This window comes from Georgenia wutianyii, from assembly GCF_006349365.1.
GTDB classification, from domain to species: domain Bacteria; phylum Actinomycetota; class Actinomycetes; order Actinomycetales; family Actinomycetaceae; genus Oceanitalea; species Oceanitalea wutianyii.
This window is the reverse complement of the sequence record NZ_CP040899.1, coordinates 2,753,420-2,776,644: the sequence shown is the minus strand read 5'-3', so window position 1 is coordinate 2,776,644 and position 23,225 is coordinate 2,753,420. Positions and strand designations below refer to the sequence as shown.

Genomic DNA, 23,225 nt, shown 5'->3' with positions numbered 1-23,225 from the left:
GGCCGATGAGCACGGCGCCGCAGGACGGCCCGCCCCCGGGCGGCGTCCTCGGCGCGTTCGGTGCCCCGGCCGGCCCCGTCCCGCTCAGCGGCGGGCAGCGCACGGTGTGGCGCGCCGGTGACGTCGTGCTCAAGCGGCTCGACGTCTCCCTCGAGGAGCTCGGCTGGCAGGAGGAGGTCCTCACCGCCGTCGACGGCGCCCCCGACGTCCGCGTCGCGCCGCCGGTGCGCTCGCGCGACGGCGAGCTCGTCGTCGCCGGGTGGACCGCGTGGCGGTTCGAGCCCGGCACCGCCCCGACGCCGGACGGTTACCCCGACGTCGTCGCCGCCGGCCGGGTGCTGCACCGCCACCTCGCCCACCTCCCGCGCCCGGCGCTGCTCGACCGCCGCGACCACCCGTGGGCGCGCGCCGACCGCATCGCGTGGGGCGAGGCCGCGGCGGGCGCAGTCGGCGACCTGCCGCACGTCGGCGCGCTGCTCGCCGCGCGCGACGCGGTCGACGCCGCCGCGCAGGTCGTCCACGGCGACCTCACCGACAACGTCCACCTCCACCCCGACCTGCCGCCGCTCGTCCTCGACCTCACCGGCTACTGGCGCCCGCCGGCGTACGCCTCGGCCGTCGTCGTCGCCGACGCGGTGGTCTTCCGCGGCGCTGACCTCGCGCTCGTCGACCGGGTGGGCGAGGAGGAGGGACCGCAGTTCCCCCAGCTCCTCCTGCGCGCGCTGCTCTTCCGCGCGCTCACCGACCAGCTGCTCGCGCCGGGCACCGAGTGGGCCCGCTGGTTCGGCCCGGCGGTGAGCCGGGTCCTCACGCTCACCTGAGACCGGCCGACGCCGAGGCGTGGACGACGCGCTTCGGGGGGTCCCACCGCCCGTATCCTGTCGGCGGCAACCTGACGTGAGGAGTGGTCGATGAGTGAGCGGGCGCTGCGTGTCGCCGTGCTCGGGTGCGGGACCGTGGGGACGGAGGTCGTGCGCCTCCTGCGCGAGCAGGCGACCGACCTCACCGCCCGCAGCGGTGCTCGCCTCGAGCTCGTGGGGATCGCGGTGCGGGACACCTCGGTGCCCCGCGACCCCGTCGTCGACCCCGCGCTCCTCACCACCGACGCCGCCGGTCTCGTGCGCCGGGCCGACCTCGTCGTCGAGCTCATGGGCGGCATCGAGCCGGCCCGCACGCTCGTGCTCGACGCCCTGGCCGCCGGGGCCAGCGTCGTCACCGCGAACAAGGCGCTGCTCGCCGCCCACGGCCCCGAGCTCTACGAGGCGGCCGAGGGCCGCGGCGTCGACCTCTACTTCGAGGCCGCCGTCGCCGGCGCCGTGCCGGTCGTGCGCGGCGTGCGCGAGTCCTTCGCCGGCGACCGCGTCAACCGGGTGCTCGGCGTCGTCAACGGCACGACCAACTACATCCTCGACGAGATGACCTCCCGCGGCGTCGGCTTCGACGAGGCGCTCGCCGACGCCCAGGCCCTGGGCTACGCCGAGGCCGACCCGACCGCCGACATCGACGGCCACGACGCCGCCGCGAAGATTGCGATCCTCGCCTCCCTCGCCTTCCACACCCGGGTGAGCATCGACGACGTCCCCGTCGAGGGCATCCGCCACGTCACCGCCGACGACGTCGAGGCCGCCAGGCGCGGGCACCACGTCATCAAGCTCCTCGCCGTCGCCGAGCGCCGCACGACGGCCGGCGGTGAGGGCATCGCCGTGCGCGTCCACCCGACGCTGCTGCCCACCGCCCACCCGCTCGCCGCGGTGCGCGGCGCGTACAACGCCGTCGTCCTGGACACCGAGGCCGCCGGGCGGCTCATGTTCTACGGGCAGGGCGCGGGTGGTGCGCCGACGGCGTCCGCCGTGCTCGGCGACGTCGTCGCCGCGGCCCGCAACCGCGTCTCCGGCGGGCGTGGGCCGGCCGAGTCGCGTTACGCCCAGCTCCCGCTGCTGGGCGGGGACCAGGTGACGACCCAGTTCCAGCTGCGCCTCGAGGTGGCCGACGTGCCCGGGGTGCTCGCGGCGATCGCGGGCACGTTCGGGGACCACGACGTGTCGATCCAGACCGTGACGCAGGAGCAGACCGGCGCCGCCGACGGCGCGGCGGTGCTCGTCGTCGTCACGCACCGGGCGAGCGAGGCCGCGCTCGCCGCCACCGCGGAGGCTGTCGCACGGATACCGTCGGTCAAGCGAGTGCTGGCCGTGACGAGGGTGGAGGAAGACTGATGGCGCACCTGTGGCGCGGCGTGATCACCGAGTACGCCGACCGGCTGCCGATCGAGGACGGGGACCCCGTCGTCACGCTGGGGGAGGGCGGCACCCCGCTCGTCGCCGCCCCCGTGCTCTCCGCGCGCGTGGGCGCCCGCGTCCACGTCAAGGTCGAGGGCGCCAACCCGACCGGCTCCTTCAAGGACCGCGGGATGACGATGGCGATGTCCAAGGTCGCCGCGACCGGCACCGAGATGGTCGTGTGCGCCTCCACCGGCAACACCTCCGCCTCCGCCGCCGCCTACGCGGTCCGCGCCGGGCGGCGCTGCGCCGTCGTCCTGCCCGCCGGGAAGATCGCCGCCGGCAAGCTCGCCCAGGCGATCGTCCACGGCGCCGAGCTCGTCGCCGTCGACGGCAACTTCGACGACTGCCTCACCGTCGTGCGCTCCCTCGCCGAGGACTACCCGGTGGCCCTGGTGAACTCGGTCAACCCGTTCCGCCTCCAGGGGCAGAAGACGGCGGCCTTCGAGGTCGTCGACGCCCTCGGCGACGCCCCGGACATCCACGTCCTGCCCGTCGGCAACGCCGGCAACATCTCCGCCTACTGGATGGGCTACCGCGAGTACGCGACCGACGCGCCGGGCCTGCCCGCGCGTGCCACCCGCACCCCGCGGATGTGGGGCGTGCAGGCCGAGGGCGCCGCGCCGTTCGTCAAGGGCGTGCCCGTCGAGAACCCCGAGACGATCGCCACCGCCATTCGCATCGGCAACCCCGCCTCGTGGGCGCTCGCCGAGGCCGCCCGCGACGAGTCCGGCGGCTGGATCGACGCCGTGAGCGACGCGCAGATCCTCGACGCCCAGGCGCTGCTCGCCCGCGAGGTCGGCGTGTTCGTCGAGCCCGCGTCCGCCGCGAGCGTCGCCGGCCTGCTCCAGGCCGCCGAGCGCGGCCTGGTCCCCGAGGGCGCGACGATCGTGTGCACGGTGACCGGCAACGGCCTCAAGGACACCGCCACAGCGCTCGGCTCCGCGGACGTCGACCCGGAGGTCGTCGCCCCGCGTCCGGAGGCGGCCGCCAGGGCCCTCGGGCTCGCCTGATGGCCCGGCTCGCCCACGACACCGCGCGGGTCCAGGTCCCGGCGACGAGCGCGAACCTCGGGCCGGGCTTCGACGCGCTCGGCCTCGCGCTCGACCTCGTCGACGACATCGAGGTGCGGGCCACCGCCGGCATCACCAACGTCACGGTGACCGGCAGCGGCGCGGGCTCGCTGCCCGAGGGGGAGAACCACCTCGTCGTGCGGGCGATCCGCGCCGCCCTCGACCATGTCGGGGCCCCGCAGGCCGGCCTCGAGCTGCGCTGCCACAACCGCATCCCGCACGGGCGCGGCCTGGGCTCCTCGGCCGCCGCCGTCGTCGGCGGGCTCATGGCGGCGCGCGGTCTCGTCGCCGAGCCGGAGGCGCTCGACGACGCGACCGTCCTCGCCCTCGCCACCGAGTTCGAGGGCCACCCGGACAACGCCGCCCCCGCGATCCTCGGCGGGGCCACCGTCGCGTGGAGCGGGCCGGACGGGCGTCCGGACGCCGCGCGCCTCACCGTCGGGGCGCACGTGCGCCCGACCGTGCTCGTCCCGCCCGGTGAGCTGCTCACCGGCACCGCGCGCTCCGTGCTGCCGCGCCAGGTGACGCACGAGGACGCCGCGTTCAACGCCGGCCGCTCCGCCCTGCTCGTCCTCGCCCTCGACCGGCGGCCCGACCTGCTCCTGCCCGCCACCGACGACCGGCTGCACCAGCGACAGCGCGCCGTCGTCATGGAGGAGTCGCTGGCGGTCATCGACACGCTGCGCGAGCTCGGGCTGCCCGCCGTCGTCTCCGGCGCCGGGCCGAGTGTCCTCGTCCTCACCCGCGTCGACGCCGCGCACCTCGCCGCGTTCACCCGGCACGGCTGGCAGGTGCACACCCCCGCCGTCAGCGACCACGGCGCCCGCCTCCTGCCCACCACCTGACCGGGCCGCTCCTCGCGCGAAGCTCGGCCGTCGCGCAAAACTCCGCTGTCGAGCGAAACTCCGCTGTCGAGCGAAACTCCGCTGTCGAGCGAAACTCGGCCGTCGCGCACAACTCGGCTGTCGAGCGAAACTCCGCTCTCGCGAGAGCGGAGTTCTGCGCGAGAGCGGGATTCTGCGCGAGAGCAGAGTTGTGCACGAGAGCGGGGTTCTGCGCGAGAGCGGGGTTCTGCGGGTTCCGGGTGCCCGGAAAAGGCCGGCTGTTACACTGGCCGGGCTCCGACCGTGACTGATCCCACCGCGGGTGTCCTCACCGAGTCGGCGTACCACCCCCCGATCCCAGACCGCGTGCTGCGGTCATGGTCGAGCGGACACATCCCGGCGGCATCGACGCCGGACTCACCAGGCCCCGATCGGGCCGATTTCCGAGGGAAGGAACCTCGTGACAGAACAGCTTGACGCCACCGCCGCCCCCAAGGCATCCGGTGGCTCGCTGAGCGCCATGCGCCTTGCCGAGCTCCAGTCGCTGGCCGCCGAGATGGGGCTCAAGGGCACCGCGCGCATGCGCAAGAGCGACCTCGTCACCGCGATCCGCGACGCGCGGAGCGGCGGTGCGTCGTCCACCACCTCCGGGCAGAACGGCGCCGGCGCCGCGAAGCCCGAGCCGGCGACCGACGCCCCCGAGCCCGCAGCAGACGCGGCCCCCGCCTCCGAGGCCCCCTCGCGCCGCGGCCGCTCCCGTCGGGCCGGCGCCGAGGCAGGTGCCCCTGCTCGTGCCGAGGAGCCCGCTCGCCGCGAGGAGCCCGCCCGCAGCGAGCAGCCCGCCCGCAGCGAGCAGCCTGCCCGCAGTGAGCAGCCCGCCCGTGGTGAGCGGCGGACCCGCGGCGAGCAGCCCGCCAACGGTGAGCAGCAGGCCCGCGCCGAGCGCCCCGCGCGCGGCGAGCGGCCGGCCGAGACCCCCGCCGACGAGGACCGCGCCGAGCGGACCCGCTCCGGTGAGCAGCTCACGCTGCCGGAGATCCCCGAGCGCGCGCCGCGCCGCGAGCGCCGGCCCGAGGCCGAGCGCCAGCAGCGCGAGCCGGTCGACCGTGAGCGCGCCGTCAAGGCGCTCGAGGCGATCGAGCTGCCCGCCCCGCGCGACGAGGCCGAGGAGCGGGGCGAGGCCCGCCGCCTCGACGGCGAGGCCGGCCGGAGCGGCCGGCGTCGCAACCGCGACCGCAACCGCAAGCGCCGCGGCACGGGCTCCGACCTCGCCGCGCTCGAGGAGCCGGAGGTGAGCGAGGACGACGTCCTGCTCCCCGTCGCCGGCATCCTCGACATCCTCGAGAGCTACGCGTTCGTCCGCACGAGCGGCTACCTGCCCGGGCCCAACGACGTCTACGTCTCGCTCAACCAGGTGAAGAAGTACGGCCTGCGCCGCGGCGACGCCGTCACCGGTGCCGTGCGCCAGCCGCAGGAGGGCGAGCAGCAGCGCCAGAAGTTCAACGCGCTCGTCCACCTCGACTCGGTGAACGGCGCCCCGGCGGACCGCATGCGCACCCGACCGGAGTTCGCCAAGCTCACCCCGCTCTACCCCGAGGAGCACCTGCGCCTGGAGACGGGTCCGCAGAAGCTCACCCAGCGGGTCATCGACCTCGTCGCCCCCATCGGCAAGGGCCAGCGCGGCCTCATCGTCGCCCCGCCCAAGGCGGGCAAGACGATCATCATGCAGCAGATGGCCAACGCGATCACGACCAACAACCCCGAGGTCCACCTCATGGTCGTGCTCGTGGACGAGCGGCCCGAAGAGGTCACCGACATGGAGCGGACGGTCAAGGGTGAGGTCATCGCCTCGACCTTCGACCGCCCCGCGTCCGACCACACGATCGTCGCCGAGCTCGCCATCGAGCGTGCCAAGCGGCTCGTCGAGCTGGGCCAGGACGTCGTCGTCCTCCTCGACTCCATCACCCGGCTCTCCCGCGCCTACAACCTCGCGGCGCCGGCGTCGGGCCGGATCCTGTCCGGCGGCGTCGACGCGTCCGCGCTCTACCCGCCGAAGCGGTTCTTCGGCGCGGCGCGGAACATCGAGAACGGCGGCTCGCTCACCATCGTCGCCTCGGCGCTGGTGGAGACCGGCTCGAAGATGGACGAGGTGATCTTCGAGGAGTTCAAGGGCACCGGGAACATGGAGCTGCGGCTCTCCCGCTCGCTCGCGGACCGGCGCATCTTCCCGGCCGTCGACGTCAACGCCTCCGGCACCCGCCGCGAGGAGCTGCTCATGTCGCCGGACGAGCTGAAGATCGTGTGGAAGCTGCGCCGGGTCATGGGGGGCCTGGACCAGCAGCAGGCGATCGAGCTGCTGCTCGGCAAGATGCGGGAGACGAGCTCGAACGCCGAGTTCCTCCTCACCGTGCAGAAGACCACCCCGGGTGTGAGCAACGACTGACCCCGGAACATTTTCCGACACCGCGGCGTTCTGGCACACTGGACCGTCGGCTTCCGGTTCACGGCGGGCGTTGCGCGCCGACCCGGGAGTGAAGCACACCAAGGAGACACACATGAAGCAGGGCATTCACCCCGAGTACGTCACCACCACGGTGACGTGCACCTGTGGGAACACCTTCGAGACCCGCTCCACCGCGACCGAGGGCAAGATCAACGCTGACGTCTGCAGCGCCTGCCACCCGTTCTACACGGGCAAGCAGAAGATCCTCGACACCGGTGGCCGCGTCGCGCGCTTCGAGCAGCGGTACGGCAAGCGGAAGTAGGACCTCGTCAGCGCCGGTGGGTCAGCCCACCGGCGCTGTCGTCTGCCCACCTGCAGGTCGGTGAGAAGGGAGCGCACGCGTGAGTCATGAGGACTTCTCGGCCGTCGAGCCGATGCTGGCCGAGCACGCGCAGATCGAGCGGGAGCTCGCCGACCCGGAGGTCCACGCGGACGCCGGGCGGGCCAAGCGGCTCGGTCGCCGGTACGCCGAGCTCACGCGCGTCGTCGCCGCCTACAAGGACTGGCGCCGCGCGGCCGACGACGCCGAGGCCGCCGCCGAGCTCGCGGAGATGGACGACGCCTTCGCCGCCGAGCTGCCGGCGCTGCGCGAGTCCGCCGACGCCGCCGCCGAGCACCTGCGCGGCGTCCTCGTCCCGCGCGACCCCGACGACGGGCGCGACGTCATCCTCGAGATCAAGGCGGGGGAGGGCGGGCAGGAGTCCGCGCTCTTCGCCGGCGACCTCCTGCGCATGTACCTGCGCTTCGCGGAGCGGCGCGGCTGGAGCACCCAGCTGCTCAGCGCGACCGAGTCCGACCTCGGCGGCTACAAGGACGTCGCGGTCGCCGTGAAGTCCCGCTCGCTGCAGGACCCGGCCGACGGCGTGTGGGCGAGCCTGAAGTACGAGGGCGGCGTCCACCGGGTGCAGCGCGTGCCCGTGACCGAGTCGCAGGGCCGCATCCACACCTCGGCGGCGGGCGTCCTCGTCCTGCCCGAGGTGGACGACCCGGGCGAGGTCGAGATCGACCAGAACGACCTGCGCATCGACGTCTACCGCTCGTCGGGACCCGGCGGGCAGAGCGTCAACACGACCGACTCCGCCGTGCGCATCACGCACCTGCCCACGGGCATCACCGTGTCGATGCAGAACGAGAAGTCCCAGCTGCAGAACCGCGAGGCGGCCCTGCGCGTCCTGCGGGCGCGGCTGCTCGCCGCCCGCCAGGAGGAGGCGCAGGCCGCGGCGTCGGCGACGCGCCGCTCCCAGGTGCGCACCGTCGACCGTTCCGAGCGGATCCGGACGTACAACTACCCGGAGAACCGGATCGCGGACCACCGCACCGGGTTCAAGGCCTACAACCTCGACCACGTGCTCGACGGCGACCTCGACGCCCTCATCGGCTCGGCCGTCGAGCTGGAGGCCGCCGAGCGCCTGGCCGCCGCCACCGACCCGAATGCCTGAGGGCCTCGGCTCCCGCGTCGAGCTCGCGCCCGTGGGGAACTCCGCTGTCGCGCGGAACTCGGCTGTCGCGCGGAACTCGGCTGTCGCGGGGAAGTCGGCTGTCGAGCGGAACTCGGCTGTCGCGGGGGAGTGGGGTGGCGCTCGGGAGTGGGGTGGCGCTCGGGTGTGGGGCGGGGGGCTGCTGTGGCGGTGAGCTGGCGCGAGGCGGTGCGCGGGGCGACCACCCTGCTCGCCGAGGCCGGCGTGCCCTCGCCCGACGTCGACGCCCGGCTGCTCGCCGAGCACGTGCTCGGCGGCCTGCTCGTCACGGCCGGTGCACCCTCGCGCGAGGAGCTCACCTCCTACGCGGGCCTCGTCGAGCGGCGCGCGCGGCGCGAGCCGCTTCAGCACCTCACCGGCGAGATGTTCTTCCGCCACCTGCGGCTCACCGCCGCGCCGGGCGCCTTCGTCGTGCGCCCGGAGACCGAGCTCGTCGCCGAGGAGGCGATCACCGCGGCCCGGCGCACGCCCTCCCCGCGCGTCGTCGACCTGTGCACCGGCTCGGGCGCCATCGCCCTCGCCGTCGCCACCGAGGTGCCGGGCTCACAGGTGTGGGGCGTGGAGCTGAGCGAGGCCGCCCTCGCCGTCGCCCGGCGCAACGCCGCCGACCTCGCCCCGCAGGTGACGCTCGTCGCCGGGGACGCCGCGACGGCGCTGCCCGAGCTCGACGGCACGGTCGACGTCGTCGTCTCCAACCCGCCGTACGTCCCCCCGGACGCGGTGCCCCGCGACCCCGAGGTGCGCGACCACGACCCCGACCTCGCGCTCTACGGCGGCGGGCCGGACGGGCTCGAGGTGCCCCGGGCCGTCCTGCGCTCGGCCGCGCGGTTGCTGCGACCCGGCGGCACCGTCGTCATGGAGCACGCCGAGGTCCAGGCCGCCGCCGCCCGTGCGGCCGCCGAGGCCACCGGCGCCTTCGTCGACGTCCGGACCCTGCGCGACCTCAGCGGACGCGACCGGATGGTCCTCGCGCGGCGCTCCGACGGCTGAGCGCCACCCCGGCCACCCAGCCCAGCCCCACGCCGAGGATGTCGGCGACCACGTCCCACGGGTCGCCCGACCGGTCGGCGAGGAACACGTGCTGCACCACCTCGCTGCCCACCGCGTGCGCCAGGGCGAGGGGCACCACCCAGCGGGCGGGGAGGGCGGACCACAGCGCGAGGGCGACGACGAGCGCGAACACCGCGACGTGGACCACCTTGTCTGCCCCGGGGACACCGACGGCCCCCGTGGCCGGCACCCGCGGCGCGTAGAGCACCGCGAGGTGGAGCAGGAGCGCGAGGACGAGGAGCAGGCGGCGGAGGTGGACGGGCATCACTGCAAGGATGTCACCCCCGCGGCGCCGCCCGTGGGAAGATCCTCCCCGTGAGCGTGTACGACTGCACCCAGGCCGAGACCCGCGACGAGGGTGTCGCCGCCGCGGCCACCGCCCTGTCCCGCGGGCGCCTCGTCGTCCTGCCGACCGACACCGTCTACGGCATCGGCGCCTCGGCCTTCGACCCCGACGCCGTCGCCGCCCTGCTCGCCGCCAAGGGCCGCGGCCGGCAGAGCCCGCCGCCGGTCCTCGTGCCGGCGCCGGCCACCGTCGCCGGCCTCGCCGTCGACGTCCCCGCCGCCGTCACCACGCTCGTCGAGACGTTCTGGCCCGGGCCGCTCACCATCATCTGCCGCGCCCAGCCCACCCTCGCGTGGGACCTCGGGGACACCGGCGGCACCGTCGCGCTGCGCATGCCCGACGACGAGGTCGCCCTCGCCCTCCTCACCCGCACCGGGCCGCTCGCGGTCTCCAGCGCCAACCGCCACGGGCGCCCCGCGGCGACGACCGTCCTCGAGGCGGCCACCGCCCTGGGCGACAGCGTCGACGTCTACCTCGACGGCGGACCCTCGCGCGGGGGAGTGGCCTCGACCATCGTCGACGCCACCGGCCCCACCCTGCGCATCGTGCGGGCCGGGGCGCTGGGCCTCGCCGAGCTCGCCGCCGTCGTCCCCGGCATCGTCGGGCCCGACGGCGAGGTGGGCGACGCCGGGACCCCGGACGCGAAGGACGGTGCTGCGAGTCCGTGAGGGTCTACCTGCTCGTCATGCTCGTCGCGGCGGTCGTGACGTTCCTCGCCACTCCCGTCGCGCTGCGACTGGCGAGGGCGACGAACGCGCTCACCCCCGTCCGGGCCCGTGACGTGCACACGACGCCGACCCCGCGCCTCGGCGGCCTGGCGATGCTCGCCGGCTTCGCCGTCGCGCTGCTCCTCGCCTCGCGCGTCCCCTTCCTCGAGGGGGTCTTCAGCACCGCCCAGCCCTGGGCGATCCTCGGGGGCGCGGCGCTCGTCAGCCTCCTCGGGGTCGCCGACGACATCTGGGACCTCGACTGGATGACCAAGCTCGCCGGCCAGGTGCTGGCGGCGGGACTCATCGCCTGGCAGGGCGTCCAGCTCATCACCTTCCCGGTCTTCGGCCTCACGATCGGGTCGGCCCGGCTCTCCCTCGTCGCGACCGTGCTCGTCGTCGTCGTCGCGATCAACGCGGTGAACTTCGTCGACGGTCTGGACGGGCTCGCCGCAGGGATGGTGGGCATCGGGGGCCTCGCCTTCTTCGGCTACACCTACCTGCTCACCCGCGAGGCGACCCCCGGGGACTACTCCAGCCTCGCCGCGGTGGTGATCGCCGCCGTCGTCGGCACGTGCATCGGCTTCCTGCCGCACAACTTCCACCCGTCGCGCATCTTCATGGGCGACTCCGGCTCGATGTTCCTCGGCCTCACCGTCGCCGCGGCCGCCATCACCGTCACCGGCCAGATCGACCCGGCGACGTTCTCCGCCGGTCAGGTGCTGCCCGCGTTCATCCCGATCATCCTGCCGGTCGCCGTCCTCCTCCTGCCGCTGCTCGACATGACCCTCGCCGTCGCCCGGCGGCTGCGGGCCGGCCAGTCGCCCTTCCAGGCCGACCGGATGCACCTGCACCACCGGCTGCTCGAGTGGGGACACAGCCACCGGCGCGCGGTCCTCGTCATGTACCTGTGGACGGCGGTCATCTCCTTCAGCGCCGCGGCGCTCGTCGTCTTCGACCGGCGCGTCGTCCTCGTCGTCAGCGCGGTGGCCGTCGTCGTCGCCCTCCTCGTCACCATCGGCAAGCTGCCCGGGCTGCGCCGCACACCTCCCTCCGAGAAGGAGTCCGTATGACCACCGCCCCCTCCCCCCTGCGCGCCATGTTCACCGTGGTGCTGCGCAGGATGGCCCTCCTCCTCGCGGTCCTCGCCGTCGGCGGCTGCCTCGTCGGCTACCTCGCGGCCGGGTCGCAGGGCCTGTGGGGCGGGGTGCTCGGCACCGGGCTGGCCGCGTTCTTCCTCCTCACGACCTCGGTCGTCATGCTCGCGACGGCGGACAAGCCGCTGCACGTCGCGAGCGCGGCGCTCGTCGGCAGCTGGCTGGCCAAGGTCGTCGTCGTCTTCGTCGTCCTCCTCATCGTGCGCGACCTCGACTTCTACGACCCGCTCGTGTTCTTCGTCACACTGGCCCTGGCGATCCTCGGCTCGCTGGCGATCGAGATGTCAGCGGCGCTGCAGTCGCGGGTGCCGCACGTGGACCCCGGTGCTCGCGCGGACAAGGACGTCCCGGGCGCCTGACCGGCGACTCCGTACTCCCGGCCGGCCCGGCGACGCCCTGCGCCTGCCGCGTCGTCACCCTCGCGCACCGCCGGGACGAAGGTCCGGGACGCCGCGGGCCGCGCCGTGGTTGGCGGAGCCCGCTGCGGGAGTGCGTTAGGCTGGGGCAAGTCCCGACATCGCGGTCCTTCACCGCAATCCCGACCAGCTCTGGGGGTTCGTCCTGTCTGCCGCTGCGCCCCTCCTCCCCTTGGCCGCAGGCATCATCACCGCCGCGGGCGATGGTGAGGGCTTCCACGCCCCGACGCTCCAGGGGGAGTTCTTCCCCGGTCCGATCCTCTTCGCGGGCACGCCGTTCGAGTTCAACCGGATCATGCTCGTGCGCGTCGTCGCCACGATCCTCATCGTCACGGTGTTCTGGCTCGCTGCCCGCCGCGCCCGGCTCGTCCCGGGCCGCTTCCAGGGCGCGATCGAGATGGCCCTCGACTTCGTCCGTGTGAACATCGCCGAGGAGGTCCTGGGCAAGGAGAGCGGACGGCGCGCCACCGCGCTGCTCACCGTGATCTTCTTCGGCGTCTTCGCCATGAACATCACCGGTGTCATCCCGCTCCTCAACATCGCGGGCTCCTCGGTCATCGGCGTGCCGCTCGTCTTCGCGGCCATCGCCTACGTCGGCTTCATCGTCGCGGGCGTGCGCTCCCAGGGCGCCGGGGGCTTCCTCAAGTCCTCGCTCTTCCCGCCCGGGGTGCCGAAGTTCCTCTACGTGATCCTCACGCCGATCGAGTTCCTCTCGACGTTCATCCTGCGGCCGATCACCCTGACGATCCGTCTCCTGGCCAACATGCTCGTGGGCCACCTGCTCCTCGTGCTGTGCTTCGGGGCGACCCACTACCTCTTCTTCGAGGCGGCCGGCACCTTCAAGGTGCTCGGCGGCGTCACGTTTGCAGCGGGCCTCGCGTTCACGATCTTCGAGATCTTCATCGCGGCCCTGCAGGCCTTCATCTTCACCCTCCTCACGGCGGTCTACATCCAGCTGTCCGAGGAAGCGCACTGACCTTGTCCCGGCTCGGTCACCTGACGGAGCCACCAGCCAGACGTGCCGGGCGCGGGCCCGGTACCCCCAATGGAAGGAACACCCTGTGGAACTGACCGGCGACATCGCCACCATCGGATACGGCCTTGCGACGATCGGCCCCGGTATCGGTCTGGGCCTGCTCGTCGCGAAGACCCAGGAGGCCACGGCTCGTCAGCCTGAGGTCGCCGGTCCGCTGCGCGTCAACATGTTCATCGGTGCGGCCCTCGTCGAGGCGCTCGGCCTGATCGGCTTCGCCGCGGGCTTCGTGTTCTGATGCTGCCCACGGCCCTGGTCCGGGCGGCGGGGGAGGGACAGAACCCGCTCCTGCCGGCGGACTACGACATCATCTGGTCGCTGGTCTGCACCGCGATCATCGCCTTCTTCTTCGTCAAGAAGATCCTTCCGGTCTTCACGCGCATCCTCGACGAGCGCACCGAGAAGATCGAGGGCGGCCTCAAGGCCGGCGAGAACGCCCGGGCCGAGGCCGAGGCGCTGCGTGCCGAGATCGAGCGCGAGCTCGTCGAGGCGCGTGTCGAGGCGGCTCGCGTTCGCGAGCAGGCCGCCGACGACGCCAAGGTCATCGCCGCGGACGTCAAGGCCAAGGCCCACACCGAGGCGGAGCGGATCCTCGACAGCGCCAAGCGCCAGATCGAGGCCGAGCGTCAGCAGGCCGCCACGACCCTGCGCACCGACATCGGTGTGCTGGCCACGACCCTCGCCGAGCGCATCGTCGGGGAGTCCCTCGCCGACGAGCAGCGTCGTCAGCGGGTCATCGACCGGTTCCTCGACGAGCTCGAGGCGCAGACCGACCAGGCTCCGCAGAAGGTCGGCGGAGCGACGGAGGCGTGATGCGAGCGAGCAGCCAGGCCGCGCTGTCCGCGGCGAGCGAGCGGTGGGAGGTCTCCCTGCGGGAGGCCGGGGAGCGCGGGCGTGAGCTCGGTTCCCAGCTCTACGAGGTGGCCGACGCCCTCGCGGGCTCCGGTTCCCTGCGCAGGGCGCTGACCGACCCCGGGCGCACCGGGGACGCCAAGGCGCGCCTCGTCGGCGCGCTCTTCGACGGCAAGGTCGCCCCCGAGGTCGTCGACCTGCTCGCCGGCATGGTCCGCTCCCGCTGGTCGCGGGAGGAGGACCTCGGCCTCGCGGTCGAGGAGCTCGCCGCAGCGTCGGTGCTCTCCGCCGCGCAGTCGCGCGACGCGCTGCTCGAGGTGGAGGAGGAGCTGTTCCACACCGAGCGGCTGCTCGCCTCCAGCCGTGAGCTGCGGGCCGCGCTCGCCGAGCGGGACGTCGACCCGCAGCGGCGTGCGGCACTGCTCGACTCCCTCATCGCCGCCGCGAGCCCGGAGACCCGGCTGCTGGTCCACCGGATGGTCACGACGCCGTGGGCGGGCTCGCTCATCAGCGCCCTGCGCCACGTCGGTGAGCTCGCCGCCGCCCGCCGTGACCGGTTGGTGGCAGGAGTGACCGCGGCCGCGCCGCTCACCCAGGAGCAGGAGGCCCGGCTGGGCCGCATCCTGGAGGGCGCGTACGGCCGTTCCGTCCAGATCAACGTCGGGGTGGACCCCGCGGTGATCGGCGGCATGCGGATCCAGGTCGGCGCCGAGGTCATCGACGGCACGACGCTCGCCCGCCTCCAGGACGCCCGACGCCGGTTCGCCGGCTGACCCCGACACCCGCACCACAGACGAGACGCGACCACCCGGTCGCCAAGGAGAAGGAACTTCAATGGCCGAGCTGACGATCAAGCCCGAGGAGATCAGGGCGGCGCTGGACAGCTTCGTCGACTCCTACCAGCCGACCGAGGCGGTGGGTGAGGAGGTCGGTCGCGTCACCGTCGCCGGTGACGGCATCGCGCGGGTCGAGGGACTGCCCGGGACGATGGCGAACGAGCTGCTGCGCTTCGAGGACGGCACCCTGGGCCTCGCGCTCAACCTCGACGTGCGCGACATCGGCGTCATCGTGCTCGGTGAGTTCACCGGCATCGAGGAGGGCCAGACGGTGCACCGCACCGGCGAGGTGCTCTCCACCCCCGTGGGCGAGGAGTTCCTCGGCCGCGTCGTCGACCCGACCGGCCGGCCGATCGACGGCCTGGGCCCGATCAACGCCGAGACCACCCGCGCCCTGGAGCTCCAGGCGCCCGGCGTCATGGCGCGAAAGAGCGTGCACGAGCCGCTCCAGACCGGCATCAAGGCCATCGACTCGATGATCCCGATCGGCCGTGGCCAGCGTCAGCTCATCATCGGCGACCGCGGCACCGGCAAGACGGCCATCGCCGTGGACACGATCCTCAACCAGAAGGCGAACTGGGACAGCGGCGACCCCGACAAGCAGGTCCGCTGCATCTACGTCGCCATCGGCCAGAAGGGCTCGACCATCGCGTCGGTCCGCGGACGCCTCGAGGCCGCCGGCGCGCTGGAGTACACGACGATCGTCGCGGCTCCCGCCTCCGACCCGGCCGGCTTCAAGTACATCGCCCCCTACACCGGCTCGGCCATCGGCCAGCACTGGATGTACCAGGGCAAGCACGTCCTCATCGTCTTCGACGACCTGTCCAAGCAGGCCGAGGCCTACCGCGCCGTGTCGCTCCTCCTGCGCCGCCCGCCGGGCCGTGAGGCCTACCCGGGTGACGTCTTCTACCTCCACTCCCGGCTGCTCGAGCGCTGTGCCAAGCTCTCCGACGCGCTGGGTGCGGGCTCGATGACCGGCCTGCCGATCATCGAGACCAAGGCGAACGACGTGTCGGCGTACATCCCGACGAACGTCATCTCGATCACCGACGGACAGATCTTCCTCCAGTCCGACCTGTTCAACGCCGACCAGCGCCCCGCCGTCGACGTCGGCATCTCGGTGTCCCGCGTCGGTGGTGACGCTCAGGTCAAGGCGATGAAGAAGGTCTCCGGCACGCTGAAGATCACCCTCGCGCAGTACCGCTCGATGGCGGCCTTCGCGATGTTCGCCTCGGACCTCGACCCGACGACGCGCCAGCAGCTCACCCGCGGCGAGAAGCTCATGGAGCTCCTCAAGCAGCCGCAGTACTCCCCGTACGCGGTGGAGGACCAGATCGCCTCGATCTGGGCGGGCACCAACGGCTACCTCGACGACGTCGAGACCAACGAGGTCCGCCGCTTCGAGAGCGAGATGCTCGACCACCTGCGCCGCACGACCGACGTCCTCCAGACGCTCGCGACGACGGGCAAGCTCGAGAAGGAGACCGAGGAGGCGCTGCGCGCCGGCGTCGAGGACTTCCGCAAGGGCTTCCTCGCCGGGGACGGGACGCTGTCCTCCGAGCCCGCCGCTCCCGAGGCCGACCCGCTGGTCGAGACCGAGCAGGAGCAGATCGTCGCCGAGAAGCGGGGCTGAGCCTTGGGTGCTCAGCAGCGCGTCTACAAGCAGCGGATCCGCTCGACGCAGACGCTCAAGAAGATGTTCCGCGCGATGGAGCTCATCGCCGCGTCGCGGATCGGGCGCGCCCGGGACCAGGCCACCAAGGCCAGCCCGTACGCCCTGGCCCTGACGCGGGCGACCTCCGCCGTCGCGGCGCACGCCCACACCGGGCACCCGCTGCTCCAGGAGCGCACGGACACCAACCGCGTGGCGGTGCTCGTCCTCACGGCGGACCGCGGCATGGCCGGCTCCTACACCGCCAGCGTGCTGCGGGCGGCGGACCAGCTCATCGACCGGCTCACCGAGCAGGGCAAGGAGATCGACCTCTACGTCGTCGGACGTCGCGGGATCGGCTTCTACTCCTTCCGCGGGCGCCGCGTCGTCGACAGCTGGGAGGGGCAGTCGGACAAGCCCGACGCCTCCCTGGCCAAGGAGATCGCCGACGTCGTGCTCAAGGCGTTCCTCGCCCCGGCCGACGAGGGCGGGGTGGGCGAGCTCCACATCGTCTTCACCAAGTTCGTCTCGATGGTCAGCCAGGAGCCGTTCGTGCGGCGCATGCTGCCGCTCGAGGTCGTCGACGGTGTCGCCGAGCCGGGCGCCAAGCCGCTGCCGCTGTACGAGTTCGAGCCCTCCGCCGAGGCCGTCCTCGACCAGCTGCTGCCGCTGTACGTGCGCAGCCGCATCTACAACGCGCTGCTGCAGGCCGCCGCCTCCGAGCTGGCCAGCCGGCAGCGCGCCATGCACACCGCCGTCGAGAACGCCGACGAGCTCATCGGGACCTACACCCGGTTGGCGAACACGGCACGACAGGCCGAGATCACCCAGGAGCTCACCGAGATCGTCTCGGGAGCCGACGCACTGGCGGCGAGCTGACGTGCGTCCTGACCCCAGTGCCGTCACAGCGAAGGAAGACTGACATGACTGCCACGACGACCGACCCCAGCACCGAGCACGCCGCGCCCGGCGTCGGGCGGATCGCCCGGGTGACCGGACCGACGATCGACGTCGAGTTCGCGCCCGACGAGATCCCCTCGATCTACAACGCGCTCGTCGCCTCGGTGGACAAGTCCACCATCGGCCAGGGCGAGGGCATCCTCGAGATGACCTTCGAGGTGAACCAGCACCTCGGTGACAACCTCGTGCGCGCCGTCGCGCTCAAGCCGACCGACGGCCTCGTCCGCGGCATGGAGGTGCGCGACACCGGCAGCCCGATCACCGTGCCGGTCGGTGACGTCACCAAGGGTCACGTCTTCTCCGTGACGGGTGAGCCGCTCAACCTCGCCGAGGGCGAGACCCTCGAGATCACCGAGCGGTGGCCCATCCACCGCAAGCCCCCGCGCTTCGACGAGCTCGAGGCCAAGACCCAGATGTTCGAGACGGGCATCAAGGTCATCGACCTCCTCACCCCGTACGTCCAGGGTGGGAAGATCGGCCTCTTCGGTGGTGCGGGCGTCGGCAAGACCGTCCTCATCCAGGAGATGATCCAGCGCGTGGCGCAGGACCACGGCGGTGTGTCGGTGTTCGCCGGTGTCGGTGAGCGCACCCGTGAGGGCAACGACCTCATCGTCGAGATGGAGGAGGCCGGCGTCTTCGACAAGACCGCGCTGGTCTTCGGCCAGATGGACGAGCCGCCGGGCACCCGCCTGCGCGTCGCACTGTCCGCGCTGACGATGGCCGAGTACTTCCGCGACGTGCAGAAGCAGGAGGTGCTGCTCTTCATCGACAACATCTTCCGCTTCACGCAGGCCGGTTCGGAGGTCTCCACGCTGCTGGGCCGCATGCCCTCCGCGGTGGGCTACCAGCCGAACCTCGCCGACGAGATGGGCATCCTCCAGGAGCGCATCACGTCCACTCGCGGTCACTCGATCACCTCGCTGCAGGCGATCTACGTCCCGGCCGACGACTACACCGACCCGGCGCCCGCGACGACGTTCGCGCACCTCGACGCCACGACCGAGCTCTCGCGTGACATCGCCTCGCGCGGTCTCTACCCGGCCGTGGACCCGCTGGCCTCGACCTCGCGCATCCTCGACCCGCAGTTCGTGGGCCAGGAGCACTACGAGGTCGCGACCCGCGTGAAGTCGATCCTGCAGAAGAACAAGGAGCTGCAGGACATCATCGCGATCCTCGGCGTCGACGAGCTGTCCGAGGAGGACAAGATCACCGTCGCCCGGGCCCGCCGCATCGAGCAGTTCCTCTCGCAGAACACCTACACCGCGGTGAAGTTCACCGGTGTCGAGGGCTCCACGGTGCCCGTCGCCGAGACGGTCGAGGCCTTCCGTCGCATCGCCGACGGCGAGTACGACCACATCCCGGAGCAGGCGTTCTTCAACATCGGTGGCATCGAGGACCTCGAGCGCACCTGGTCGAAGATGCAGAAGGAGTCCTGATCGCGGTGGCCCTGTCGGTGCAGATCGTGGGTCCGGACCGGACCCTGTGGAGCGGCGAGGCCAGCTCGGTGAGCGTGCCCGCCGCGGACGGCGAGCTCGGCATCCGGCCGGGCCGCCAGCCGGTCCTCGCCGTGCTCCGGCCCGGCAAGGTCCACCTCACGTCCACGGCGGGCGCCACGGAGTCGGTCGACATCCTCGGCGGGTTCGTGTCGGTCGACGACGACGACGTCATGATCGTCGTCGACGAGCACGACGAGCGGCGCGCGGACCACGCCGAAGCCGCCACCGAGCGCTGAGGTCTTGGGGCCGTGTCCTGGGCGTGGGTGCTGTGGGTGGCTCTCCTGCTCGCCGTGCTCGCCCTCGTCGCGGGCCTGGTCCTGCTCCTGCGGGTCCGCAGCCTGAGCAGGGTGGTCGGCTCCTTCGACTGTGCGTGGCGTGAGGCCGAGTCCCCGAGCTGGGTGAGCGGCGTGGCCGTCTACGGGGTCGACCGGATCGACTGGTATCGCATGGTGTCGCTGCGACCGGGCCCCCGGGCCCGGTGGCGGCGCAGCGAGCTCGTCATCGACCCGTCCCGGCGGGTGCTGCCGGGCAGCGCCTGGGGGGCGGTCGAGGTGCGCTGCCACGCCCGGGGCGGGGACTTCTTCCTCGCCCTGGAGCCGGCCGCCCTCGCCGGTCTGACGAGCTGGCTCGAGGCCAGCCCGCCGGTCGACCGCGGCGCCGCCTAGGCCCGCACCGCCGGCCGCCCACCCGCGCGGCCGGCGGACAGAAGTGTCATCGCCGCGGACAGCGGCATCCAGGGGAGGAACGCCCATGCGTACGGTCATCGCCCGGTGCTCGGTCGACTACACCGGGCGGCTGGACGCCCACCTCGCGCTGGCCACCCGGCTGCTCATGGTCAAGGCCGACGGCTCGGTGCTCGTCCACTCCGACGGCGGGTCCTACAAGCCGCTGAACTGGATGAGCCCGCCGTGCCGGCTCGAGGTCGCCCCGCCTGCGGAGGAGGACGCCGCCGCCGGCGTCACCGAGGTCTGGACGGTGCAGAACGCCAAGAGCGACGACCGGCTGGTCGTGCGGATCCACGAGGTCCTTCACGACGGGTCCTACGACCTCGGCGTGGACCCGGGCCTGGTCAAGGACGGCGTCGAGGCCCACCTCCAGGAGCTCCTCGCCCAGCAGATCGAGCTCCTCGGCCCGGGCCACCGGCTCGTGCGCCGGGAGTACCCGACGGCGATCGGTCCGGTCGACATCCTCGCCCGCGACCCGCTCGAGCGGGCTGTCGCCGTGGAGATCAAGCGGCGCGGGGAGATCGACGGCGTCGAGCAGCTCACCCGCTACCTCGAGCTGCTCAACCGCGACCCGCTGCTGTCGCCCGTCCAGGGCGTGTTCGCCGCGCAGGAGATCAAGCCGCAGGCCCGGGTGCTCGCCGAGGACCGCGGGATCCGCTGCGTCGTCCTGGACTACAACGCCATGCGCGGGCTCGACGACGTGGAGTCGCGGCTCTTCTGACGCCGCGCGGCGCCGCGCCGGCCGCGTTCGGGCGACGGACCGAGAGGCCAGCCGTCGGGCGGCGGCGGTGTGTTGGCACAATGGGGCCATGAGCGAAGCCCCCACCACACGCGTCCTGCGCGGTCGCGTCGTCACCCCCACCGCCGTCGTCGAGGACGGGGCCGTCGTCATCTCGGGCAGCGCGATCACGTGGGTCGGCGCCGCGGCCGACGCGCCGCCAGGGCTGCGTGAGGCCGTCGCCGCGGCCACGCCCGTCGAGGGCTACGTCCTGCCCGGTCTCGTCGACCTCCACTGCCACGGCGGTGGCGGGGCGAGCTTCCCCGACGCCGAGGACGCCGAGACCGCGCGCACCGCCGCCGCCGAGCACCTGCGCCACGGCACGACCTCGCTCGTCGCCTCGCTCGTCACCGCGCCGCCGGACGTCCTGCGCGCCCGGACCGACGTCCTCGTCGAGCTCGTCGAGGCCGGTGACCTCGCCGGCATCCACTACGAGGGCCCGTTCATCTCCGCCGACCGCTGCGGGGCGCAGAACCCCGCCGCGATCCAGGAGCCCGACGCCGACCTCACCCGCGAGCTCCTCGAGCGCGGCCGGGGGCACGTCGTGACGATGACCCTCGCCCCCGAGGCGCCCGGCGTCACCGGCCAGGGCGGGGTGAGCCAGGCGCTCATCGCCGGGGGAGCGCTGCCCTCCTTCGGCCACACCGTCGCCACCGCGGACCAGGCACGGGCGGCGGTCCGCGAGGCGGGGGACCTGCTCGCCGCGGAGGCAGGCGCGCGCTCGTCCCGCGCGACCGTCACCCACCTGTGCAACGGGATGAACCCCATGCACCACCGCGACCCCGGGCCCATCCCCGAGTTCCTCGCCGCCGCGCGCGAGGGTCGCCTCGTCCTCGAGCTCATCGGCGACGGCACCCACCTCGACCCCGCCCTCGTGCGTGCGTTCTTCGAGATCGCCGGCCGGGAGAACATCGTCCTCGTCACCGACGCGATGGCCGCGGCCGGCATGCCCGACGGTGACTACCAGCTCGGCTCCCTCGCCGTCACCGTCGCCGACGGCGTCGCCCGCCTCACCGGCGGCAGCGCCATCGCCGGCGGCACCGCGCACCTGCTCGACGTCGTGCGCACGACCGCGGCCGGCGGGGTCGACCTCGTCGACGCCGTCTACGCGGCGTCCACCGGACCCGCCGTCGTCCTGGGGGACCCGGCGGTCGGTGCGCTCGAGGCAGGACGGCGCGCCGACGTCCTGGTCACCGACACGGACCTGCGTCCGGTCGAGATCCTGAAGGACGGGGTGAGCATCTGATGTGGGAGGACTTCCGCTGGGGCGCGGCCACCGCTGCCTACCAGGTCGAGGGCGCCGCCGGGGAGGACGGGCGAGGCCCGTCGATCTGGGACACCTTCGCCCACACCCCCGGCAAGGTGCTGGGCGGGGACACCGGCGACGTCGCCGCCGACCACTACCACCGCTGGCAGGAGGACGTCGCGCTCATGGCGGCCCTCGGGCTGCAGAGCTACCGGCTGTCGGTCTCCTGGTCGCGGGTGCAGCCCGGCGGGCGTGGCCCGCTCAACCCGGCGGGCGTGGCGTTCTACCGCCGGCTCCTGGACGAGCTCGTCGCCCACGACATCGCACCGGTCGTCACGCTCTACCACTGGGACCTGCCGCAGGAGCTCGAGGACGCCGGCGGCTGGCCGAACCGGGAGACCGCGTACGCCTTCGCCGAGTACGCCCGGCTCATGGCCCGCGAGCTCGGTGACCGGGTGGCGCTGTGGACGACGCTCAACGAGCCGTGGTGCTCGGCCTTCCTCGGCTACGCCTCCGGTGTCCACGCGCCGGGGCGCACCGAGCCGGCCGCCGCGCTCGCTGCGGCCCACCACCTCAACCTCGCCCACGGTCTCGCCACCCAGGCGATCCGTGCCGAGCTCGGTGAGCACACGCCGGTGTCGGCCGCGCTCAACGTCCACGTCACCCACCCCGCCGACCCGGAGTCGGCCGCCGACCTCGAGGCCGTGGCCCAGATCAACGCCGTCGGCAACCACGTCTTCCTCGGGCCGATGCTCGACGGCAGCTACCCCACGCGGCTCCTGCGCGACACCGCCCACGTCACCGACTGGTCCTTCGTCGAGCCGGGGGACCTCACGACGGCCCGGCAGCGGATGGACGTGCTCGGCGTCAACTACTACTCGACCCAGCTCGTGCGCCGCTACGGCGGGGACGGGCCGGCCCCGCGGGCCGACGGGCACGGCGCCTCGTCGGCCTCCCCGTGGGTCGGGGCCGACAGCGTCGAGTTCCTCCCCGTCGCGCCGCCGCACACGGCGATGGGCTGGAACGTCGCGCCGGAGGCGCTCGAGGAGCTCCTCCTCGCGCTGGACAACGCCTACCCGGACCAGCCGCTGCTCGTCACGGAGAACGGCGCGGCCTACGAGGACGTCGTCGCCCCCGACGGGCGCATCCACGACCAGGCGCGGGTGGCATACTACCGCGACCACATCGCCGCCGTGCTCCGCGCCCGCGAGGCCGGAGTCGACGTCCGCGGCTACACGGCGTGGTCCCTCATGGACAACTTCGAGTGGGGCTACGGCTACTCCAAGCGGTTCGGCATCGTCCGGGTCGACTACGAGACGCTCGAGCGCACGCCCAAGGACTCCGCGCTCTGGTACCGCGAGGTCATCCGCACCGGGCGGCTGCCCGGCGTCGAGGAGGCGGCGGCGCTGCCCGTGCTCGGGGCCGGCGACGTACGCGCCGCGCAGTCCTCGGACCGCTGATGGCACGCGCCCGGCGCGGCCGCAAGCGCCCCTACGCCGACCCCTACGTGCCGCTGGACCCGGACCGGCTCGGGTCGGTCCCGCGGCACGAGACCGGGCCCGGCGGGGAGAGCTACACGGTGCGTCAGGTGCGCGGCGGGGAGAAGGCCTACCGGTGCCCCGGCTGCCACCAGCTCGTCCCGCCGCGCACCCCGCACGTCGTCGCGTGGCCGGACGAGCCGCTGCTCGGTGGGGGCCTGGAGGACCGACGCCACTGGCACACCGCCTGCTGGAGGCGCGCCTGACCCCCTCCTCCTCGCCGAGGGCTGGATCCTGCGGGTCTCCCGACCGGCTGCCGGGACGGGGGCGGCGTGCCATC

25 protein-coding genes are annotated in these 23,225 nt (G+C 73.3%); 24 read left to right on the top strand and 1 reads right to left on the bottom strand.

Annotated elements, in window-relative coordinates; translation table 11 throughout:
• The first annotated feature begins 5 nt into the window (after positions 1–5).
• The 8 genes from FE251_RS12265 to prmC all read left to right on the top strand — a co-directional run bounded on the left by FE251_RS12265 (position 6) and on the right by prmC (position 9,144).
• Entirely contained in the window at positions 6–821 is an 816-nt protein-coding gene (locus FE251_RS12265) for a hypothetical protein (RefSeq protein ID WP_139948938.1), read from the top strand.
• Between the two features lie 90 nt (positions 822–911).
• The gene (locus FE251_RS12260) at positions 912–2,213 is read left to right on the top strand and encodes a homoserine dehydrogenase (RefSeq protein ID WP_139072960.1); all 1,302 of its coding nucleotides are present in this window, start codon (positions 912–914) and stop codon (positions 2,211–2,213) included.
• Positions 2,213–3,289 carry a threonine synthase gene (thrC, locus tag FE251_RS12255; protein WP_139948937.1) on the top strand — a complete coding sequence of 359 codons (1,077 nt, stop codon included), beginning with the start codon at positions 2,213–2,215 and terminating at the stop codon, positions 3,287–3,289. The genes FE251_RS12260 and thrC overlap by 1 nt, the downstream gene beginning before the upstream one ends.
• Positions 3,289–4,194, top strand: coding sequence for a homoserine kinase (thrB, locus tag FE251_RS12250; RefSeq protein WP_139948936.1), 906 nt, complete (start codon positions 3,289–3,291; stop codon positions 4,192–4,194). The genes thrC and thrB overlap by 1 nt, the downstream gene beginning before the upstream one ends.
• Before the next feature lie 439 nt (positions 4,195–4,633).
• Positions 4,634–6,616, top strand: a complete 1,983-nt coding sequence (gene rho / locus FE251_RS12245; protein WP_139948935.1) for a transcription termination factor Rho — start codon at positions 4,634–4,636, stop codon at positions 6,614–6,616.
• Between the two features lie 112 nt (positions 6,617–6,728).
• Complete coding sequence (gene rpmE / locus FE251_RS12240; protein WP_139072963.1) at positions 6,729–6,938, top strand: 50S ribosomal protein L31; 210 nt, start codon at positions 6,729–6,731, stop codon at positions 6,936–6,938.
• A gap of 79 nt (positions 6,939–7,017) precedes the next feature.
• Complete coding sequence (gene prfA, locus FE251_RS12235) at positions 7,018–8,115, top strand: peptide chain release factor 1 (protein ID WP_269144715.1); 1,098 nt, start codon at positions 7,018–7,020, stop codon at positions 8,113–8,115.
• Positions 8,116–8,304: 189 nt separating this feature from the next.
• Positions 8,305–9,144, top strand: coding sequence for a peptide chain release factor N(5)-glutamine methyltransferase (gene prmC / locus FE251_RS12230; RefSeq protein ID WP_179954757.1), 840 nt, complete (start codon positions 8,305–8,307; stop codon positions 9,142–9,144).
• Here the strand turns inward: prmC and FE251_RS12225 are convergent.
• Positions 9,098–9,469, bottom strand: a complete 372-nt coding sequence (locus FE251_RS12225; RefSeq protein WP_139072965.1) for a VanZ family protein — start codon at positions 9,467–9,469, stop codon at positions 9,098–9,100. The two genes, prmC and FE251_RS12225, sit on opposite strands and share 47 nt — an antisense overlap.
• Positions 9,470–9,525: 56 nt before the next feature.
• On the opposite strand from FE251_RS12225, the gene FE251_RS12220 reads away from it, so the two are divergent.
• The 16 genes from FE251_RS12220 to FE251_RS12145 all read left to right on the top strand — a co-directional run bounded on the left by FE251_RS12220 (position 9,526) and on the right by FE251_RS12145 (position 23,151).
• Positions 9,526–10,218: an L-threonylcarbamoyladenylate synthase gene (locus FE251_RS12220; protein ID WP_230976635.1), complete on the top strand. Its 693-nt coding sequence runs from the start codon at positions 9,526–9,528 to the stop codon at positions 10,216–10,218.
• Complete coding sequence (locus tag FE251_RS12215; RefSeq protein ID WP_139072967.1) at positions 10,215–11,330, top strand: MraY family glycosyltransferase; 1,116 nt, start codon at positions 10,215–10,217, stop codon at positions 11,328–11,330. Before FE251_RS12220 ends, FE251_RS12215 begins: the two co-directional genes overlap by 4 nt.
• Positions 11,327–11,773 (top strand): hypothetical protein, encoded by a 447-nt coding sequence (locus tag FE251_RS12210; RefSeq protein WP_139948932.1) that lies wholly within the window; start codon positions 11,327–11,329, stop codon positions 11,771–11,773. Before FE251_RS12215 ends, FE251_RS12210 begins: the two co-directional genes overlap by 4 nt.
• Before the next feature lie 229 nt (positions 11,774–12,002).
• Entirely contained in the window at positions 12,003–12,806 is an 804-nt protein-coding gene (gene atpB / locus FE251_RS12205) for a F0F1 ATP synthase subunit A (RefSeq protein ID WP_230976422.1), read from the top strand.
• Between the two features lie 91 nt (positions 12,807–12,897).
• Positions 12,898–13,101, top strand: coding sequence for an ATP synthase F0 subunit C (gene atpE / locus FE251_RS12200; protein WP_110851925.1), 204 nt, complete (start codon positions 12,898–12,900; stop codon positions 13,099–13,101).
• Positions 13,101–13,676: a F0F1 ATP synthase subunit B gene (locus FE251_RS12195; protein ID WP_139072969.1), complete on the top strand. Its 576-nt coding sequence runs from the start codon at positions 13,101–13,103 to the stop codon at positions 13,674–13,676. The genes atpE and FE251_RS12195 overlap by 1 nt, the downstream gene beginning before the upstream one ends.
• Positions 13,676–14,488 carry a F0F1 ATP synthase subunit delta gene (locus FE251_RS12190; protein ID WP_139072970.1) on the top strand — a complete coding sequence of 271 codons (813 nt, stop codon included), beginning with the start codon at positions 13,676–13,678 and terminating at the stop codon, positions 14,486–14,488. The genes FE251_RS12195 and FE251_RS12190 overlap by 1 nt, the downstream gene beginning before the upstream one ends.
• Before the next feature lie 61 nt (positions 14,489–14,549).
• Positions 14,550–16,184: a F0F1 ATP synthase subunit alpha gene (atpA, locus tag FE251_RS12185; protein ID WP_139072971.1), complete on the top strand. Its 1,635-nt coding sequence runs from the start codon at positions 14,550–14,552 to the stop codon at positions 16,182–16,184.
• Positions 16,185–16,187: 3 nt separating this feature from the next.
• The gene (locus tag FE251_RS12180; protein ID WP_139072972.1) at positions 16,188–17,081 is read left to right on the top strand and encodes a F0F1 ATP synthase subunit gamma; all 894 of its coding nucleotides are present in this window, start codon (positions 16,188–16,190) and stop codon (positions 17,079–17,081) included.
• A gap of 44 nt (positions 17,082–17,125) precedes the next feature.
• Positions 17,126–18,598, top strand: coding sequence for a F0F1 ATP synthase subunit beta (gene atpD, locus FE251_RS12175; protein ID WP_139072973.1), 1,473 nt, complete (start codon positions 17,126–17,128; stop codon positions 18,596–18,598).
• 5 nt (positions 18,599–18,603) lie between these two features.
• Complete coding sequence (locus FE251_RS12170) at positions 18,604–18,894, top strand: F0F1 ATP synthase subunit epsilon (RefSeq protein ID WP_139072974.1); 291 nt, start codon at positions 18,604–18,606, stop codon at positions 18,892–18,894.
• A 12-nt stretch (positions 18,895–18,906) separates the two neighbouring features.
• Positions 18,907–19,323 (top strand): DUF2550 family protein, encoded by a 417-nt coding sequence (locus tag FE251_RS12165; RefSeq protein ID WP_139072975.1) that lies wholly within the window; start codon positions 18,907–18,909, stop codon positions 19,321–19,323.
• 85 nt (positions 19,324–19,408) lie between these two features.
• Complete coding sequence (gene nucS, locus FE251_RS12160; RefSeq protein ID WP_139072976.1) at positions 19,409–20,104, top strand: endonuclease NucS; 696 nt, start codon at positions 19,409–19,411, stop codon at positions 20,102–20,104.
• Positions 20,105–20,192: 88 nt separating this feature from the next.
• Positions 20,193–21,407 (top strand): N-acetylglucosamine-6-phosphate deacetylase, encoded by a 1,215-nt coding sequence (locus FE251_RS12155; RefSeq protein ID WP_139072977.1) that lies wholly within the window; start codon positions 20,193–20,195, stop codon positions 21,405–21,407.
• The gene (locus FE251_RS12150; protein ID WP_139948931.1) at positions 21,407–22,867 is read left to right on the top strand and encodes a GH1 family beta-glucosidase; all 1,461 of its coding nucleotides are present in this window, start codon (positions 21,407–21,409) and stop codon (positions 22,865–22,867) included. The genes FE251_RS12155 and FE251_RS12150 overlap by 1 nt, the downstream gene beginning before the upstream one ends.
• Entirely contained in the window at positions 22,867–23,151 is a 285-nt protein-coding gene (locus FE251_RS12145; protein ID WP_168202727.1) for a hypothetical protein, read from the top strand. Before FE251_RS12150 ends, FE251_RS12145 begins: the two co-directional genes overlap by 1 nt.
• Positions 23,152–23,225 lie beyond the last annotated feature (74 nt).

What these genes read in the sequence shown, in the direction of transcription:
- atpD (WP_139072973.1), top strand. Translation starts at nt 17,126, where the DNA reads ATGACTGCCACGACGACCGACCCCAGCACCGAGCACGCCGCGCCCGGC.
- FE251_RS12195 (WP_139072969.1), top strand. Translation starts at nt 13,101, where the DNA reads ATGCTGCCCACGGCCCTGGTCCGGGCGGCGGGGGAGGGACAGAACCCG.
- FE251_RS12155 (WP_139072977.1), top strand. Translation starts at nt 20,193, where the DNA reads ATGAGCGAAGCCCCCACCACACGCGTCCTGCGCGGTCGCGTCGTCACC.
- FE251_RS12225 (WP_139072965.1), bottom strand. Translation starts at nt 9,469, where the DNA reads ATGCCCGTCCACCTCCGCCGCCTGCTCCTCGTCCTCGCGCTCCTGCTC.
- nucS (WP_139072976.1), top strand. Translation starts at nt 19,409, where the DNA reads ATGCGTACGGTCATCGCCCGGTGCTCGGTCGACTACACCGGGCGGCTG.
- FE251_RS12145 (WP_168202727.1), top strand. Translation starts at nt 22,867, where the DNA reads ATGGCACGCGCCCGGCGCGGCCGCAAGCGCCCCTACGCCGACCCCTAC.
- thrC (WP_139948937.1), top strand. Translation starts at nt 2,213, where the DNA reads ATGGCGCACCTGTGGCGCGGCGTGATCACCGAGTACGCCGACCGGCTG.
- FE251_RS12190 (WP_139072970.1), top strand. Translation starts at nt 13,676, where the DNA reads ATGCGAGCGAGCAGCCAGGCCGCGCTGTCCGCGGCGAGCGAGCGGTGG.
- thrB (WP_139948936.1), top strand. Translation starts at nt 3,289, where the DNA reads ATGGCCCGGCTCGCCCACGACACCGCGCGGGTCCAGGTCCCGGCGACG.
- FE251_RS12260 (WP_139072960.1), top strand. Translation starts at nt 912, where the DNA reads ATGAGTGAGCGGGCGCTGCGTGTCGCCGTGCTCGGGTGCGGGACCGTG.
- FE251_RS12210 (WP_139948932.1), top strand. Translation starts at nt 11,327, where the DNA reads ATGACCACCGCCCCCTCCCCCCTGCGCGCCATGTTCACCGTGGTGCTG.
- FE251_RS12265 (WP_139948938.1), top strand. Translation starts at nt 6, where the DNA reads ATGAGCACGGCGCCGCAGGACGGCCCGCCCCCGGGCGGCGTCCTCGGC.
- rpmE (WP_139072963.1), top strand. Translation starts at nt 6,729, where the DNA reads ATGAAGCAGGGCATTCACCCCGAGTACGTCACCACCACGGTGACGTGC.
- atpA (WP_139072971.1), top strand. Translation starts at nt 14,550, where the DNA reads ATGGCCGAGCTGACGATCAAGCCCGAGGAGATCAGGGCGGCGCTGGAC.
- FE251_RS12150 (WP_139948931.1), top strand. Translation starts at nt 21,407, where the DNA reads ATGTGGGAGGACTTCCGCTGGGGCGCGGCCACCGCTGCCTACCAGGTC.